General features: G+C 57.4%; 13 protein-coding genes. 6 read left to right on the top strand and 7 right to left on the bottom strand.

Annotation, left to right across the window (positions count from 1 at the left end):
• Window positions 1–38: 38 nt before the first annotated feature.
• Both hcp and hcr read left to right on the top strand, forming a co-directional pair.
• A complete protein-coding gene (hcp, locus tag F0320_RS06820; RefSeq protein WP_126328127.1) occupies window positions 39–1691 on the top strand; it encodes a hydroxylamine reductase in 1653 nt (550 codons plus the stop codon).
• Window positions 1692–1701: 10 nt separating this feature from the next.
• On the top strand, window positions 1702–2670 hold the full coding sequence (hcr, locus tag F0320_RS06815) for an NADH oxidoreductase (RefSeq protein WP_047653132.1): 969 nt from the start codon (window positions 1702–1704) through the stop codon (window positions 2668–2670).
• Window positions 2671–2715: 45 nt separating this feature from the next.
• Here the strand turns inward: hcr and F0320_RS06810 are convergent, their stop codons facing one another.
• Window positions 2716–3150: a DoxX family protein gene (locus tag F0320_RS06810; RefSeq protein ID WP_033145069.1), complete on the bottom strand. Its 435-nt coding sequence runs from the start codon at window positions 3148–3150 to the stop codon at window positions 2716–2718.
• Window positions 3151–3301: 151 nt separating this feature from the next.
• On the opposite strand from F0320_RS06810, the gene poxB reads away from it, so the two are divergent.
• From poxB to F0320_RS06790, 4 genes are all read left to right on the top strand, one after another.
• Window positions 3302–5020 carry a ubiquinone-dependent pyruvate dehydrogenase gene (poxB, locus tag F0320_RS06805; RefSeq protein WP_023310968.1) on the top strand — a complete coding sequence of 573 codons (1719 nt, stop codon included), beginning with the start codon at window positions 3302–3304 and terminating at the stop codon, window positions 5018–5020.
• Window positions 5021–5058: 38 nt separating this feature from the next.
• Window positions 5059–6060 (top strand): low-specificity L-threonine aldolase, encoded by a 1002-nt coding sequence (ltaE, locus tag F0320_RS06800; RefSeq protein ID WP_126328126.1) that lies wholly within the window; start codon window positions 5059–5061, stop codon window positions 6058–6060.
• Between the two features lie 10 nt (window positions 6061–6070).
• A complete protein-coding gene (locus tag F0320_RS06795; RefSeq protein ID WP_126328125.1) occupies window positions 6071–7507 on the top strand; it encodes an SDR family oxidoreductase in 1437 nt (478 codons plus the stop codon).
• 92 nt (window positions 7508–7599) lie between these two features.
• On the top strand, window positions 7600–8613 hold the full coding sequence (locus F0320_RS06790; RefSeq protein ID WP_047653249.1) for an NAD-dependent epimerase/dehydratase family protein: 1014 nt from the start codon (window positions 7600–7602) through the stop codon (window positions 8611–8613).
• Between the two features lie 77 nt (window positions 8614–8690).
• On the opposite strand, the gene F0320_RS06785 is transcribed toward F0320_RS06790, so the two are convergent.
• From F0320_RS06785 to gspL, 6 genes are all read right to left on the bottom strand, one after another.
• Entirely contained in the window at window positions 8691–10520 is a 1830-nt protein-coding gene (locus F0320_RS06785) for a chitinase (protein ID WP_047653135.1), read from the bottom strand.
• Window positions 10521–10661: 141 nt separating this feature from the next.
• Window positions 10662–11114, bottom strand: coding sequence for a type III secretion system invasion protein IagB (gene iagB / locus F0320_RS06780; protein ID WP_047653136.1), 453 nt, complete (start codon window positions 11112–11114; stop codon window positions 10662–10664).
• 133 nt (window positions 11115–11247) lie between these two features.
• Window positions 11248–14016 (bottom strand): glycosyl hydrolase family 18 protein, encoded by a 2769-nt coding sequence (locus tag F0320_RS06775; RefSeq protein WP_047653137.1) that lies wholly within the window; start codon window positions 14014–14016, stop codon window positions 11248–11250.
• 259 nt (window positions 14017–14275) lie between these two features.
• Complete coding sequence (locus tag F0320_RS06770) at window positions 14276–15073, bottom strand: prepilin peptidase (RefSeq protein ID WP_047653138.1); 798 nt, start codon at window positions 15071–15073, stop codon at window positions 14276–14278.
• A complete protein-coding gene (gspM, locus tag F0320_RS06765) occupies window positions 15070–15555 on the bottom strand; it encodes a type II secretion system protein GspM (RefSeq protein WP_047653139.1) in 486 nt (161 codons plus the stop codon). The genes F0320_RS06770 and gspM overlap by 4 nt, the downstream gene beginning before the upstream one ends.
• The gene (gene gspL / locus F0320_RS06760; RefSeq protein ID WP_047653140.1) at window positions 15552–16697 is read right to left on the bottom strand and encodes a type II secretion system protein GspL; all 1146 of its coding nucleotides are present in this window, start codon (window positions 16695–16697) and stop codon (window positions 15552–15554) included. Before gspL ends, gspM begins: the two co-directional genes overlap by 4 nt.
• Between the last annotated feature and the right edge of the window lie 14 nt (window positions 16698–16711).

Genomic DNA, 16711 nt, shown 5'->3' with positions numbered 1-16711 from the left:
AAACATGTATATCAAATATAACTTTAACAGGTGTGATTATGTTTTGTGTGCAATGTGAACAAACCATCCGTACCCCGGCAGGCAATGGCTGCTCTTACGCACAGGGTATGTGCGGTAAAACCGCAGAAACATCTGACCTGCAGGACCTGCTGATTGCGGCCCTGCAAGGCCTTTCCGCATGGGCGTTCAAAGCCCGCGAATACGGCATTGTCGACCACTACGTCGATAGCTTCGCCCCGCGCGCGTTTTTCTCCACCCTAACAAACGTTAACTTCGACTCTCCGCGCATTGTCGGCTACGCCCGCGAAGCGATTGCTCTGCGTGAAGCGCTGAAAGCACAGTGCCTGAAGGCGGATGCCAGCGCCCGCGTGGAAAACTCGATGTCTGAGCTGCAGCTGGTCAGCGACGATCTTGGCGACCTCCAGCGTCAGGCGGCAGAATTCACCCCGAATAAAGACAAAGCGGCGATTGGCGAGAACATTCTCGGCCTGCGCCTGCTGTGCCTGTACGGCCTGAAAGGCGCTGCGGCCTATATGGAACACGCGCATGTGCTCGGTCAGTACGACAACGACATCTACGCCCAGTACCACAAAATCATGGCATGGCTGGGCACCTGGCCTGCCGATATGAACGCGCTGCTTGAGTGCTCAATGGAAATCGGCCAGATGAACTTCCGCGTGATGAGCATTCTGGATGCCGGTGAAACCAGCACCTACGGCCACCCGACGCCGACGCAGGTCAACGTCAAGGCAACTGAAGGCAAGTGCATCCTGATTTCCGGTCACGACCTGAAAGATCTCTACAACCTGCTGAAGCAAACCGACGGCACCGGCGTTAACGTTTATACCCACGGCGAAATGCTGCCGGCGCACGGCTACCCGGAGCTGCGTAAATTTAAGCATCTGATCGGTAACTACGGCAGCGGCTGGCAGAACCAGCAGGTGGAGTTCGCCCGCTTCCCTGGCCCTATCGTGATGACCTCTAACTGCATCATCGACCCGACCGTCGGCGCGTACGATGACCGCATCTGGACCCGCAGCATCGTCGGCTGGCCGGGCGTGAGCCATCTTGAAGGTGACGATTTCGGGCCGGTGATTGCGCAGGCGCAGCAGATGGCAGGCTTCCCGTACAGCGAGATCCCGCACCTTATTACCGTCGGCTTCGGTCGTGAAACCCTGCTGGGTGCCGCTGATTCGCTGATCGATCTCGTCAGCCGTGAAAAGCTGCGCCACATCTTCCTCGTCGGCGGCTGCGACGGCGCGCGCGGCGAGCGAAACTACTTCACCGATTTCGCCACCCGCGTGCCGGAAGACTGCCTGATCCTGACCCTGGCGTGCGGCAAATACCGTTTCAACAAGCTGGACTTCGGCGACATCGAAGGTCTGCCGCGCCTGATCGATGCGGGCCAGTGTAACGATGCTTACTCGGCCATCATTCTGGCGGTCACCCTGGCGGAGAAACTGGGCTGCGGCGTGAACGACCTGCCGCTGTCGCTGGTGCTGTCATGGTTCGAGCAGAAAGCGATTGTCATCCTGCTGACCCTGCTCTCTCTCGGCGTCACCAACATCGTGACCGGCCCGACCGCGCCTGGCTTCCTGACGCCGGACCTGCTGGCGGTGCTGAACGAGAAATTCGGCCTGCGTTCCGTGACCAACGTTGAAGACGATATGAAACAGCTGCTGAGCGCATAAGGAGTAATTCATGACCATGCCAACCTCACAATGCCCGTGGCGGATGCAGGTTCATCACATCCATCAGGAGACGCCGGATGTGTGGACGCTGTCGCTGCTGTGCCATGACTACTATCCGTACCGTGCAGGTCAGTATGCGCTGGTCAGCGTTCGCAACTCGGCGGACACCCTGCGCGCCTATACCCTCTCCTCAACGCCGGGCGTGAGCGAGTACGTTACGCTCACCGTCCGCCGCATTGACGACGGCGCGGGCTCTCAGTGGCTGACGCGGGACGTGAAGCGCGGGGATTATATCTGGCTGTCTGACGCGCAGGGTGATTTCACCTGTGACGACAAAGCAGACGATAAATTCCTGCTGCTGGCGGCGGGCTGTGGCGTAACGCCAATTATGTCGATGCGCCGCTGGCTGGCGAAGAACCGCCCGCAGGCCGACGTGCAGGCGATCTTCAGCGTCCGTTCCCCGGAAGACGTGATTTTTGCCGGGGAGTGGCGTGATTATCCGGTGACGCTGGTGGCTGAGCACAACGCGACGCACGGCTTTGTGCCCGGTCGCCTGAGCCGCGAGCTGCTGCAAAGTGTGCCGGATATCGCGAACCGTACCGTGATGACCTGCGGCCCGGCGCCGTATATGGACATCGTGGAAAAAGAGGTGAAAGCACTTGGCGTGACCCGCTTCCTCAAAGAGCAGTTCTTCACGCCGGTGGCGGAAGCGGCCACCGGCGGCGTTAAGTTCACCAAACTGCAGCCTGCGCAGACCTTCTTTGGCCGCGTAGGGACCACGCTGCTGGAGGCGCTGGAAAGCAACAAGGTTCCGGTAGCGGCGGCCTGTCGCGCGGGCGTGTGCGGCTGCTGTAAGACGAAAGTGGTATCCGGGGAGTACACCGTCACCAGCACCATGACGCTGTCCGACGCGGAAATTACTGAAGGCTATGTACTGGCGTGTTCATGTCATCCGCAGGGTGATTTGGTTCTTGCCTGATAAAAAATGCCCGGTGGCGCTGGCGCTTACCGGGCCTACAAAACATCACCGCCACGCGGGCGCTTTACCCAGGGCAAACCGCCCCGCCCCTAAAAACGCGACCGCCAGCGAGCCGATAAAGAAGTACACCAGGCTTTCAATCGCCCATGCGCCTACCTTATCAAGGGCGAGCGTTTCACCCATTCCCACCATCAGCCACGCCACAATCATCGTAAAGGCCAGCACCAGCGCGGCCGGGCGCGTAAAGAGCCCAACGATAATGAGGATCGGTGCCACCACTTCGCCAACCAATACGCCGTAGGCGATAAATCCCGGCAGCCCTTTTTCCACCAGCATGCCGCTAATAAAGCCCACGCCGCCAAAAAGCTTGTGCAAACCGTGAAAAAGCATCAGCCCGCCGACGGCAAGTCGTAACAAGAGTTTGCCAAGATCGTCGCACGATAGCTTTTCATTAACAGCAATTAACAATGATTTAACCATTTGAAATGATTCCTGTTTTCACCGAGACATCACCAGATTATGCCGAATAATTGCGCGTGAAAAGCACCTTTTAATTGGGGGGATGCGACGGGCAATACGGAGACTTTCTTCTAAGCTTGTAAGCGATATCACAAAAAGGAGACGGACAACCATGAAACAAACCGTGGCTGCATATATAGCGAAAACGCTCGAACAGGCTGGCGTGAAACGTATCTGGGGCGTAACCGGCGATTCCCTGAACGGACTTAGCGACAGCCTCAACAAGATGAAGACCATCGAATGGATGCCCACCCGCCATGAAGAGGTTGCCGCCTTCGCCGCAGGCGCTGAAGCACAGCTCACGGGGGAACTGGCCGTCTGCGCCGGATCGTGCGGGCCGGGTAACCTCCATCTGATCAACGGGCTGTTCGACTGTCACCGTAACCACGTGCCGGTGCTGGCCATTGCCGCCCATATCCCCTCTTCCGAAATCGGCAGCGGCTACTTTCAGGAGACGCATCCGCAGGAGCTGTTCCGTGAATGCAGCCACTATTGCGAGCTGGTTTCATCCCCGGAGCAGATCCCGCAGGTGCTGGCGATAGCCATGCGCAAAGCCGTGCTGAACCGCGGCGTTTCTGTGGTCGTTATCCCGGGCGATGTGGCCCTCAAGGCCGCGCCGGAAGGGGCCAGCACCCACTGGTATCACGCCCCACAGCCGGTGGTGACGCCCGCAGAAGAGGAGCTGAAAAAGCTGGCACAGCTGCTGCGTTACTCCAGCAATATCGCCCTGATGTGCGGCAGCGGCTGCGCGGGCGCGCACAAGGAGCTGCTTGAATTCGCGGGTAAGCTTAAAGCCCCCATAGTTCACGCCCTGCGCGGCAAAGAGCACGTTGAATACGACAACCCCTTTGATGTGGGGATGACCGGTCTGATCGGTTTCTCCAGCGGCTTCCACACCATGATGAACGCCGACACGCTGATCCTGCTCGGCACCCAGTTCCCGTATCGCGCGTTCTACCCGACGGATGCGAAAATCATTCAGATTGATATCAACCCGGCCAGCATCGGCGCGCACAGCAAGGTCGATATGGCGCTGGTGGGCGACATCAAATCCACGCTTGCCGCCCTGCTGCCGCTGCTGGAAGAGAAAACCGACCGCAAGTTCCTCGATAAAGCGCTAAGCGACTATCGCGATGCCCGCAAGGGTCTGGACGATCTCGCCAAACCGAGCGACAAAGCCATTCACCCGCAATATCTGGCGCAGCAGATCAGCCATTTCGCGGACGACGATGCCATCTTCACCTGCGACGTAGGCACGCCAACCGTCTGGGCGGCCCGCTATCTGAAGATGAACGGCAAACGCCGCCTGCTCGGCTCGTTTAACCACGGCTCGATGGCCAACGCCATGCCGCAGGCGCTGGGTGCAAAAGCGACGGCCCCGGAGCGTCAGGTGGTGGCGATGTGCGGCGACGGCGGGTTCAGCATGCTGATGGGGGATTTCCTGTCGGTGGTACAGATGAAGCTGCCGCTGAAAATCGTGGTCTTTAACAACAGCGTGCTGGGCTTCGTGGCGATGGAGATGAAGGCCGGAGGCTACCTGACGGACGGCACCGAGCTGCACGACACCAACTTCGCGCGCATCGCCGAGGCCTGCGGCATCACCGGTATTCGCGTGGAGAAAGCCTCCGAGGTGGATGAAGCCCTGCAGCGCGCGTTTTCCATCGACGGTCCGGTGCTGGTGGATGTCGTCGTCGCCAAAGAGGAGCTGGCGATCCCGCCGCAGATCAAGCTTGAACAGGCCAAAGGCTTTAGCCTCTATATGCTGCGCGCCATCATCAGCGGTCGCGGTGACGAGGTGATCGAACTGGCAAAAACCAACTGGCTCAGGTAAAACATTTCGCATGACCTCTTAAATTAAAGGGATGTGAAATGATTGATTTACGCAGTGATACCGTAACCCGCCCGAGCCGCGCCATGCTCGAAGAGATGATGGCCGCCCCGGTCGGGGACGACGTCTACGGCGATGACCCGACGGTCAACGAGCTGCAGCGCTACGCGGCTGAACTGAGCGGCAAGGAGGCCGCGCTGTTCCTGCCGACCGGAACGCAGGCTAACCTGGTGGCGCTGCTCAGCCACTGCGAGCGCGGGGAAGAGTATATCGTCGGCCAGGGCGCGCATAACTATCTCTACGAAGCCGGCGGCGCTGCGGTGCTCGGCAGCATCCAGCCGCAGCCGATTGACGCCGCGCCGGACGGCTCCCTGCCGCTCGATAAGGTCGCGGCGAAAATCAAAGCTGACGATATTCACTTCGCCCGCACCCGGCTGCTCAGCCTCGAAAACACCCACAACGGCAAGGTCCTGCCGCGCGAATACCTGAAAGCAGCGTGGGAATTCACCCGCGAGCGCAAGCTCGGCCTGCACGTTGACGGCGCGCGCATCTTTAACGCCGTGGTGGCGTACGGCTGCGAGCTGAAAGAGATTGCGCAATATTGCGACTCTTTTACCATCTGCCTCTCTAAAGGGCTGGGCACGCCGGTGGGTTCCCTGCTGGTCGGCAACGCGGACTACATCAAGCGCGCCAACCGCTGGCGTAAAATGACCGGCGGCGGCATGCGTCAGGCGGGTATTCTGGCGGCTGCCGGGCTGTATGCCCTGAAAAACAACGTGGCGCGTCTTAAGGACGATCACGACAACGCCGCGTGGATGGCGGCGCAGCTGCGCGAGATTGGCGCCGACGTGATGCGCCACGACACCAACATGCTGTTCGTCCGCGTGGGCGAGGATCGCGCTGCAGCGCTGGGTGAGTTCATGAAATCACGTGGCGTGCTGATCAACGCCTCACCTGTCGTTCGCCTGGTGATGCATCTCGACGTCAGCCGCGAGCAGCTGGCCGACGTGGTGAAACACTGGCAGGCGTTTTTACAGCGATAAGGAGCATCACGTGCCGCAACGCATTCTGGTGCTCGGCGCCAGCGGGTACATCGGTCAGCATCTCACCGCGGCGTTAAGCCAGCAGGGACACCAGGTGCTGGCCGCGGCACGCAACACCGAACGCCTGCAAAAACTCGGTTTGCCGGGCGTTACCTGCCACAGCGTTGACCTCAACTGGCCGAAGGAGCTTCCCGCCCTGCTGGAGGAGGTCGACACGCTTTACTACCTGGTGCACAGCATGGGCGAAGGCGGGGATTTTATCGCCCACGAGCGTCAGGTGGCGATGAACGTTCGCGACGCCCTGCTGCAAACCCCGGTGAAGCAGGTCATTTTTCTCAGCTCACTCCAGGCACCTGAACACGAGCAGTCCGATCACCTGCGCGCCCGCTATCTGACGGCTGAAACCCTGCGCGGGGCGAATATCCCCGTCACCGAACTGCGCGCCGGGATCATCGTCGGCGCAGGCTCCGCCGCCTTCGAAGTGATGCGCGATATGGTCTACAACCTGCCGGTGCTCACGCCGCCGCGCTGGGTACGCTCGCGCACCACGCCGATTGCGCTGGAGAATTTACTGCATTATCTGGTGGCGCTGCTGGATCATCCGGCAGAGCAACACCGCGTGCTGGAGGCGGCAGGCCCTGAAGTGCTGAGCTATCAGGAGCAGTTCGAACATTTCATGCGCGTCAGCGGACGCCGCCGCTGGCTGATCCCCATCCCCTTCCCGACCCGCTGGATTTCGGTATGGTTTTTGAATGTGATCACCTCCGTGCCGCCGACGACCGCCAAAGCGCTGATCCAGGGGCTTAAGCACGATTTACTGGCCGACGATCGCGAACTGCGGGCACTCATTCCCCAGGATCTGATCCGCTTTGACGATGCCGTGCGCAATACGCTGAAAGAAGAAGAGCAGCTGGTGAACTCCAGCGACTGGGGTTACGACGCCCAGGCGTTTGCCCGCTGGCGGCCGGAGTACGGCTATTACCCGAAACAGGCGGGCTGCACGGTGAAAACCCACGCCAGCCTGACCGCCTTGTGGGAGGTGGTGAACCAGATTGGCGGTAAAGACGGTTATTTCTTCGGTAATATCCTCTGGCAAACGCGCGGGGCAATGGATCTGCTGGTGGGGCACAGGCTGGCGAAAGGCCGCCCGACACGCCCGTATCTTGAGGTTGGCGACGCGGTCGACAGCTGGAAGGTCATCATCGTCGAGCCTGAAAAACAGCTGGCGATGCTGTTCGGCATGAAGGCCCCGGGATTGGGTCGCCTTTGCTTTACCCTGAAAGACAAAGGCACCCACCGTGAACTGGACGTTCGCGCCTGGTGGCATCCGCACGGAATGCCGGGTCTGTTCTACTGGCTGTTGATGATCCCTGCCCACCTGTTTATCTTCCGGGGAATGGCGAAACGCATTGCGCAACAGGCAGAACAAAAGACGGAAAAGATCTAAATAAAACTCTCTTTCTTTCACCTTTCCCATTGCATAGCGCCGTAATTCACGAAAGAATGCGCACGAAATTCTTTTCAACACAGTGGATTGATATGAAGGTACTGGTTACCGGGGCGACCAGCGGCTTAGGCCGAAATGCGGTCGAATTTCTGCGCAACAAGGGCATCAGCGTCAGGGCTACCGGTCGCAACGAAGCGATGGGAAAACTGCTGCAAAAAATGGGCGCGGAGTTCGTCCATGCTGACCTGACGGAGCTGGTCTCCTCTCAGGCGAAAGTGATGCTCGCCGGTATCGACACGCTGTGGCACTGCTCCAGTTTCACCTCTCCGTGGGGTACCCAGGAAGCCTTCGATCTCGCCAACGTGCGGGCCACCCGCCGTCTGGGCGAATGGGCCGTTGCCTGGGGCGTGCGCAATTTTATTCATATCTCGTCACCGTCGCTCTATTTCGACTACCACCACCATCGTGACGTGCAGGAAGATTTCCGTCCGGCTCGCTTTGCCTGCGAGTTTGCCCGCAGCAAGGCGGCCAGCGAAGAGGTGATTGACCTGCTGGCGCAGTCGAACCCGCACACCCGTTTTACGGTATTGCGTCCGCAGAGCCTGTTCGGGCCGCACGACAAAGTGTTTATTCCGCGCCTGGCGCAGATGATGCACCACTACGGCAGCGTGCTGCTGCCGCGCGGCGGCGATGCGCTGGTGGATATGACCTATTACGAAAACGCCGTTCACGCCATGTGGCTGGCAAGCCAGCCGGACTGCGATAAGCTGATCTCCGGTCGCGCCTACAACATCACGAACGGCGAACCCTGCACGCTGCGCAGCATTGTGCAGCGCTTAATTGACGAACTGCAGATCGACTGCCGCATCCGTTCAGTCCCTTACCCAATGCTGGATATGATTGCCCGCAGCATGGAGCGTTTTGGCAGTAAAACGGCCAAAGAACCTGCGCTAACGCATTACGGCGTATCGAAGCTTAACTTTGATTTCACGCTGGATATTTCGCGGGCGGAGAACGAGCTTGGGTACAAACCGGTTGTGACGCTGGATGAAGGGATTACGCGTACGGCGGCGTGGCTGCGGGATCACGGGAAGCTTCATCGGTAGATCTGGCCCTGCATTTTTACGATGAGAAAAAAATGGCAACCCGAAGGTTGCCGTTTGTCATTTTGCTGTTTTGCTGATTACAGCGCAGTCCACGCGTCCTGCCATGCAATCCCTTTACCTGGCTCGTAGTAGGATGGCGCGTTATTGCACCAGCCGCTGTACGGATAAGGTTTGCACTGGAACAGCTGGCCGCGGTTGTTAACGATATCGCCTGCTTTCCATTTGGTTTTGGAGGTCCAGGTCGGGTAAGTCCCGGTCTGGCCGCCGTTGGTCTGCTTAGCCTGTACGTTCAGCGTATAGCTGGTGGTGCTGCTCAGCTCGCCGTCACTGACGGTAAGGTTGATCGGGTACTGCGTCGCCGCTGCCACTTCCGGCGCATTGAAGGTAATAATCGCTTTATCTTCGCCGCTTACGGTCTGGCCGTTCGGAGCCGTCCAGGTATAAGTCAGGTGGTTACCGTCTTCGTCGGTCGAGCCAGACGCGTTCAGAGAAACTGATTTACCCGCTTCAACCGCACCCACCGGACCGGCGATTTTTGCTACCGGCGCATGGTTTACCGGCGCTGGCGTATTATCGTCCGGAGCCGGGGTGTTATCGTCTGGCACCGGCGTGGTGTTGCCTTCGTCCGTTGGGTCGACAGGGGTCGGCGTCGGGGCTGGCGTGACGCTACCGCCGTCGGAAGTCCCGTCTTCACCCACCACGTTCACATTGAAGAAATGCTTCACGCATTTGGTGTAGTCACCCTCTTTAAAGGCGCTGAATGGCGTCTGGTAACCCACCAGCTGGCAAGAGTAGGTCTGGCCTGACGGGGTATCCGCGCTCCATCCCCAGTCCTGTTCCCAGTAGATCTTCAGCGCGCCAGCACCGCCTTCGTCGAACTGCTTCATGTTGGCGCAGCCCAGCACTTCGTTAGACGGAACAGGCACTTTCAGGTAGTTGGCGAACTCTTTGTAGTATTTGATACGGTTTTGAGACTGGGCGATCTCAGTCGGGCCGCCACACTCCACGCCGCCGTTGATGATCTGCGTGGTCACTCCGAAGCCCGGTACCAGACCATTCGCCTTATCGTGATCGTTCGGCTGCCATGTGCCGTCGATAACCTGCAGCATGCTTGGTTTTGGCGGCTGCGGGTAGGCGAAGAAGAAGATCGCGGAAGCAAGGTTCAGCCAGGTGTCCGCCACCAGCTCAGGTTTGTCCAGCAGTACGCGGACGTCGCCGTACATCGCTTCAGAGAACGGGCCGTAGTTGTAGTTATAGGAGAGCTGTTTCGCACCGCGGCCAAAATAGCTAACGAAATCGCCATCTTTGTCTTTACCGCACGGCCAGGTCTGCCCCTGCCAGACATCCGGGTTACATTCGCCGTTATATCCGCCCTTCTGACCTTCGCTCCAGCCCATCTCACGCACGTAAACCAGCGCCTGACGCCACTCGGCTTCCGGACGCCAGGACTCGTGGCCGCCAGTTTCCTGCGCGAAGTGCGCGAACATGGTTGCCAGAGACTTACGGCAGATGGCATCGCTGTTACGACCATCGGTATAGGTCTGGCACAGTGCCGGGAATTTACCGACCGCTTTCAGGAAGTTGCTGTACGTATATTCCGGCGCACGCAGTGGGAAGAGATAATCCCAGTCGCTGGCCTTGATAATCCCTTCCACGCGCTTAACGTTTTCCGGGTTTGTCGATTTACCAGGCTCAATTTGTTCCACCAGGCTGTTGTCCAGCGTGCGGATGGTTGACTTCACCGAAGCCATCAGCGGGAAGTTGGTTAACTCCTGCTCTTTCTTCTGCAGATCGCTGGCCTTAAGGGTGTAAGGTTCGCTGCTGGCCTGCAGCAGGGTTGCCTGAGCCATAAACGGTGCAACACATGCGCCCGCAATAAGAACACTGAGTAATGTTCTTTTGTTCATGTCAATGGTCCTCTTAATGATATTAAGGGTCTATAAAAGTTAATTTTTTCGCGGTTTATTTATTAATCATTTAATAAATAAACCCGGGAGCAGTTTTCGTTTTATGAAGAACACTATTCGGTACTCTTCAAAAAACAAAAATCAATAATAATAACGGTTACGGGTGCTACGTTTTAACTTCTGATATTTATTCCAGACCTTACGGGCATAGACCATGCGCTGCGGGTAATTCTCTTTTTTCAGACCCGCGTTATAGGCGCCGACCGCCTCCCAGTTATAGCCATAAACTTTAATCATTCCGGATAATATCGATGCGCCAACCATAATCGAGGTGCAGGGCTCGGTAATTAACCGGTACTCATTAATGCCTTTTCGCTCCAGCTCGGAAAAATGTGAACTGTTAATCTGCATCAGGCCGACATCACGCGTGCCATCATTATTCTGTCCAATCGCATTGGGGTTCATTCCCGATTCAACATTAGCAATGGCATACAGCAGGTAAGGATCCACATGATAATAACGGGCGGCTTTATCCCAGCAGTTGGCAAAGACGCTATGGCTTATTATCAGCAACAATAAAAATAACGTTTTCATTTTCAGTCCGGCTCTTTTTCATTGTCTCCTTACGCGCTTATTGCTCTGTTTCCTGATTTACGGTCCACGTCCGTCGCAGGACGTGAACCGTGAGGGCGGGCAAGTTTCTTACCCGCATTGTTATGGCCGTGACTTACTGGCAGTCAGCCGCAGGGCCTTTTTTCACCCATACATCGCTGCTACCTGGTTTATCACCCTTCGTCCACCATTTTGCGGTGTAGGTGTAACCGTTGTAGGTCGTGGTGTCGCCGCCGTTATAGACCACGTCGGAGCGCCAGTTGAATTTCACCTGACTGACCAGCTCCCATGCATCCACACCGAAGCCCGGCTGGTTGCCCTGAGTCCAGTATTTTGCTTTCCAGACCAGGTTGTCGAAGCTGACGGTATTGCCCGCGTTGTAAACCTTGCTTGCGCTCCAGGCAGCATATTTGCTGGCGTTGGCGTCAACAGGCTTATCGCAGCTATTGGTGGCAGAACCTTCGTCAGACGGCGTATTGCCTTCATCGGATGGGGTGTTACCTTCATCAGACGGCGTGTTGCCTTCATCGGATGGGGTGTTACCTTCGTCAGACGGCGTGTTGCCTTCATCGGATGGGGTGTTACCTTCGTCAGACGGGGTTTCAGCCGCTTTAGGCGTTACCGTCACCTGGACGTTAGTCTGTACGCTGGACTTGCCATCGCTTACCACCACGGTCAGCGTGTAAGTGGATTCCGTGTCCACGTCCGGCGCGGTGATGTTCAGGTTCGCGGTATCCGCGCCTGTCGCCTGCATATTCGCAGGAACGCTCCAGGAGTAGGTCAGCGCGTCGCCATCTGGATCGCTCGCCTGCGCGTGCAGAGAGTAGCTCTGGCCCGCTTCCAGCGTCACGGCTTCCATCTGGTTCACCACCGGCGCCTGGTTTGCTTTCGGCGCTTTGTTCACGACCTGAACGTCAGCGGTGCTGCTCAACCCTTTCGCGTCAGTGACCGTCAGGCGGAACGCCAGAGTCTGGTTACTGGTGACAGCGGCAACGTTGAAGGTCGCTTTCGCTTTGGTGCTGTTGGTGATGGTCACCGACGGGCCAGAGATCTGCGTCCACTTGTAGGTGATGGCATCGCCATCCGGATCGGTGGAGGCAGAACCATCCAGGGTCACGGTTACCGGACCGGTGACAGTCTGGTCAGCGGAAGTCGCCACCGGCGCATGGTTGGTCACCACCGGATCAACCGGCGCAGCGCCGCCGCCCGTCAGGCTTTCATTCATCGCGTTCAGAATGTCTCCGGTATCGGAGTCGATGGACCAGGCAAACAGACCGCCCAGGTTTTTCGCCAGCACATACTGACCTTTCGCCGTTGCGGAACGCGCGTCTTCATAGGTGATCAGATCGCCGGTGGTTTTATTAAACAGATATGGCGCTTCAGCGGTGGCATCATAGTTGTATTCCCAGCCAGCTTTGCCTTTGTACTCGTTAACGATCTGACGATAGTCAACCACGCCCGGCTCCCAGGTCCCTTTCACCATGCCCGTTGCCGTGCCGGTGAACGGGTTGTTATTGCTGTAACCGTGAACGCCGGTCCAGCCGCGACCGTACATGGCCGTCCCCACGACAATTTTGCCGGGCTGTACACCCTGCGCCAGCAGCGCATTGACGCCGTTTTCAGTGGTGTAGTTAGTATCCGGTTTGTTCGCCGGCGCACGCAGCGCATTCTGATGGCCCAGCTCGGTGTTACTCCAGCCGCCGTAGAAGTCGTAGCTCATCAGGAAGATGTGGTCCATGTACTGCTGGGCAGTGGTGTAATCAACGTCTTCAATTTTGTCGCTGCCAGAACCGATTGCTGAGGTCAGTTCAAAGGTACGGCCGGTTTCGGCTGACAGTTCATTCATCATGGCGCGCAGTTCGCGCATCAGTGCGGTATACGTCTCTTTATCCTGCTGCGGGTTGCCCAGCGCGGCGTTTTCGCCACCACCGCCCGGGAATTCCCAGTCGATGTCTACGCCGTCGAAGAATTTCCAGGTTTTCAGGAAATCTTTTACGGACGCGACGAAGCGCGCGCGGATCGCCGGGTCGTGCATTTTGAAGAACGGATCGGAGAGGGTCCAGCCACCGATAGACGGCAGCACCTTCAGCCCTGGATTGGCTTTCTTCATCGCCATCAGCTGGCCGAAGTTGCCTTTGTACGGGTCGTCCCAGTTGCTGACGCCAGCCTGAGGTTTCTGCAGTGCGGCCCACGGGTCGTGAATCGCTACCTGGAAGTCCTGACGGCCCGCACAGGCGCGTTTCAGCGCTTCGAAGCTGTTACCGCCTTCGATGGTTTTCAGGCTGTCGTTGATGCCATCGCCGCCGCAGATCGGAATGAAGCCGTACAGAATGTGGTTGAGGTTAGCTGCCGGGATTTTATCCACCGGGAAATTACGATCGTAAACACCCCACTCAGGGAAATAGGCACCGACCACTTTATCGGTGTGCTTAGAGAGGGTTTTATTATTTTCCTGCATGGTGGTGTTGAGTGGCAGCAGATGGCTACCGTCGGTATCCGCGACGATAATCAGTTTGCTGGCGCTGGTGCTGCAGCCGCTGGCATTGCAGAGTTCAACCGTTTCCTGATAGCGACCGCCTTTCATCACTTTAAATGTTGCCGTACCGGACATGCTGCCTGCACCGGTCCAGACGGTTTTGCCGTCGAGCAGCACTTTCGCTGACGTCGGCGCCGCGCCGCTCCAGACATCCCACTGCACTTTAACATCGGCGCCATCATGGATTTTGACGAGGTTGTTGTAAGCAGAAGCAGACTGATCAACTTCAACAATGGCAAATTTATCATTACCACTGGTGATAGTTGCTTTACCGGGCACTGCTGCGAACACCGGGCTTGCAGCCGCTGCAACGAAGAGTGCCAGATATTTAGGCTTCAGAAATTTCATTATTTGATCCTGATAATACGATTTGTGAAATTAAATACCCATGCTTTTCCATTAAACATGGACAAACGTTATTTACTGATAAATTAATCGTGAACGTTTCTGGTTCGCGAAAGACCTGTTTATTATTGCGCTGTACCTTCCTCCACTCATAAAAGCTTCAACAAATCTTTTATTGCGGAGAGAAGAATACAGTGGGGAATTTATTTTCTCCTTTCATTCCCCCAATGAAAAAATTTCAAAAAAAACTTGACTACATTATTTAAAGGATGAAATGCGAAGTTTGCGCGATAAATACAATCAGCCCGGAAAACGCAATATAGGGGCCAAAGGAAATAAGGTTATTTTTATTCTCAAAGGGCTTTAACAGGCAATGCACGATAATGCCCCCCAGCGCTGCGATAAGCACAATAGAGGGTAACGCCTGCCAGCCGCACCAGGCGCCCAGCGCCGCCAGCAGCTTAAAATCACCATAGCCTAATCCTTCCCGGCCGGTCAGCAGTCGGAATGCCCAGTAAACCAGCCAGAGTGAGAGATAGCCCGCCACCGCGCCATAGATAGCATCGGTCAGCGGTAGCGTATGGAACAGGGCATGGAACATCAGCCCCGTCCACAGCAGCGGCTGGGTCAGGCAGTCCGGCAGCAGCATATGGCGCGCATCGATCACCACCAGCGGCAGGAGCAGGCTCCACATCACCCACAGCGCGATCAGCGCCGAAAACGACGGTGCCAGCGCGGCGCTGGCGGCAAAAAAGAGAGTGCTACAGACTTCCACCATCAGCAGCCGCAGCGGAATCGCGCTATGGCAGCGGCGGCAGCGGCCGCGCAGCGCACACCAGCTAATGATGGGAATATTTTCCCACGCGCTCAGGGCGTGGCGGCATTCCGGGCAGTGAGAGGCGGGAAACAGCAGATTGCCGGCCCCCTCTTCTTCCATTAACAGCGGCGGAATACGCTCCGCCACTACGCCGAGGAAACTGCCGAGGATCGCGCCCAGCGCTCCGCTCATGACGCACAGACCCGGCAGATTCGCCTGCTGCAACAGCATTAGCGGGTTCATGCGCTTTTCGCCCAGCTCAGCGTAATGTGCGCTTTCACGTCACTCTGACGATCCACCGGCGTTAGCGCGAGTTTCTCCAGATGGATACCGGAAGAGACGTTCATCTCACGCAGCCAGTTTTGCAGGGCAAAAACGCTGACGCGCTCGACATCAAAGGTCAGCGACTGCCCTTCCTGACGCACGTCAGTCAACGCGACGTGCACGACTTTGGCACTTTCTTCCACCACGCTGCGCGGGTTCGGGGTATTGACCCTTCTGGACTGGAGATGGTTTTTATCAATTTCCTGGCGCATCCAGTTCAGCGTCTGCTTCTGCTTAAATAACACGGCCTCGTTATTTTTGATCAGCGTATCGAGCGGCATCATCGCGCCGTAATACACCATCGCACAGCAGAGTGCCCCACCGCAGAGTTTAAATAAATGACGCTCGCGTGAACTATAATTTTGCCAGCGGTTTTTTAACTGGGCTATTTGCGTTTTCATTTATAGCTCCCGGTAATAATGGCGGTATAAGGCGCCTCGCCGGAGATCGGCTGCATCGCAAAGTCAAAGGTTTCGGCGCTGCGGGCGACAAAATCCTGCAGGGTCTGTTTATCCATGGATTTCACATTCAGCGTCAGCTGATTTTGCGTTTCGTCATATTCCACGCTGTTGATCTCCAGAGACGATAATGACTGCCTGATTTGATTCAGCGCTTCGAGCTGCAGGAAGACCCCTTTCTTCGCCTTGCTGATATTTTGCCCGACGTAGTACTTCAGATTGCTGGTCTGGCGCAGGGTCGGAAAATAATGCTGCGCTACGGTGGTCATCTCCCCGCGGATCTCGTTTTGCTGATGAGCGAGCATCCACGCCATACCAACGCGGGGGCCGATCAGCAGGCCGACGCAAAGCAGCGCCGCCGCCGCGAGGGCCGTTTTCGCGTGGCGAAAACGCGGACCGCTGGCGCTGCGCCCGGAAAACTCACCGTGCAGCATGTTGATACGACAGCCCTGCCACTGGGGCTGGATCAGTACCAGCGGATGCTGCCACGCCAGCCGTTCATCCACCTGTACTTCCTGCGGCGCATCGCCGTAGCAGCACACTTCACCCGCCGGGCATTTACTCAACAGCAGAGGCAGAAGAACCATATCGGCTTCGCCAGCGCTGCCGGGGGAAAAACGCAGCCAGTAACTCTCCTCCAGGCTCACCAGCGTCGTGCCCCCTTCGCTCACCGGCAGCAGCCAGGCATCCGGCAGCGCCTGGACCACCGTGAGCCCCGCCTGAGCGAACAGCGCAAGCCAGTGGCGCAGACGTGCAGCGTCGATGGCCACGGCATCCACCTCCGGCCCCTTTTTGTTCAGCACCGTCCAGTGCAGCGTCTCCACCTCGCCGAGCAGCGTCTCTTCCGCCATCCACGAGAACGGCGCCGTCTGGGCTGAAAGCCCTTTTTTCGGCAGGGTAAAATGACGAAAGATCGTCTCGCTCGCCGGCAGCAACAGGCACACCTGCTGAGAAAGCGGGTGGCTGGAAAGTTCGCTCAGCGCGCTCCAGCCCGTCAGAGACTCCACCCGATCGTTACCGGATTCACACCACCAAATTTTGCCGTCCTCGCGGGTGTCGGGACGAATAAAAAGCACCTTTTTCATTATCTTCTACTTAT

The sequence above is a fragment of the Enterobacter dykesii genome (assembly GCF_008364625.2).
Lineage (GTDB): Bacteria > Pseudomonadota > Gammaproteobacteria > Enterobacterales > Enterobacteriaceae > Enterobacter > Enterobacter dykesii.
This window is presented reverse-complemented; position numbering and strand designations above follow the sequence as displayed.

What these genes read in the sequence shown, in the direction of transcription:
- hcp (WP_126328127.1), top strand. Translation starts at nt 39, where the DNA reads ATGTTTTGTGTGCAATGTGAACAAACCATCCGTACCCCGGCAGGCAAT.
- hcr (WP_047653132.1), top strand. Translation starts at nt 1,702, where the DNA reads ATGACCATGCCAACCTCACAATGCCCGTGGCGGATGCAGGTTCATCAC.
- F0320_RS06810 (WP_033145069.1), bottom strand. Translation starts at nt 3,150, where the DNA reads ATGGTTAAATCATTGTTAATTGCTGTTAATGAAAAGCTATCGTGCGAC.
- poxB (WP_023310968.1), top strand. Translation starts at nt 3,302, where the DNA reads ATGAAACAAACCGTGGCTGCATATATAGCGAAAACGCTCGAACAGGCT.
- ltaE (WP_126328126.1), top strand. Translation starts at nt 5,059, where the DNA reads ATGATTGATTTACGCAGTGATACCGTAACCCGCCCGAGCCGCGCCATG.
- F0320_RS06790 (WP_047653249.1), top strand. Translation starts at nt 7,600, where the DNA reads ATGAAGGTACTGGTTACCGGGGCGACCAGCGGCTTAGGCCGAAATGCG.
- F0320_RS06785 (WP_047653135.1), bottom strand. Translation starts at nt 10,520, where the DNA reads ATGAACAAAAGAACATTACTCAGTGTTCTTATTGCGGGCGCATGTGTT.
- iagB (WP_047653136.1), bottom strand. Translation starts at nt 11,114, where the DNA reads ATGAAAACGTTATTTTTATTGTTGCTGATAATAAGCCATAGCGTCTTT.
- F0320_RS06775 (WP_047653137.1), bottom strand. Translation starts at nt 14,016, where the DNA reads ATGAAATTTCTGAAGCCTAAATATCTGGCACTCTTCGTTGCAGCGGCT.
- F0320_RS06770 (WP_047653138.1), bottom strand. Translation starts at nt 15,073, where the DNA reads ATGAACCCGCTAATGCTGTTGCAGCAGGCGAATCTGCCGGGTCTGTGC.
- gspM (WP_047653139.1), bottom strand. Translation starts at nt 15,555, where the DNA reads ATGAAAACGCAAATAGCCCAGTTAAAAAACCGCTGGCAAAATTATAGT.
- gspL (WP_047653140.1), bottom strand. Translation starts at nt 16,697, where the DNA reads ATGAAAAAGGTGCTTTTTATTCGTCCCGACACCCGCGAGGACGGCAAA.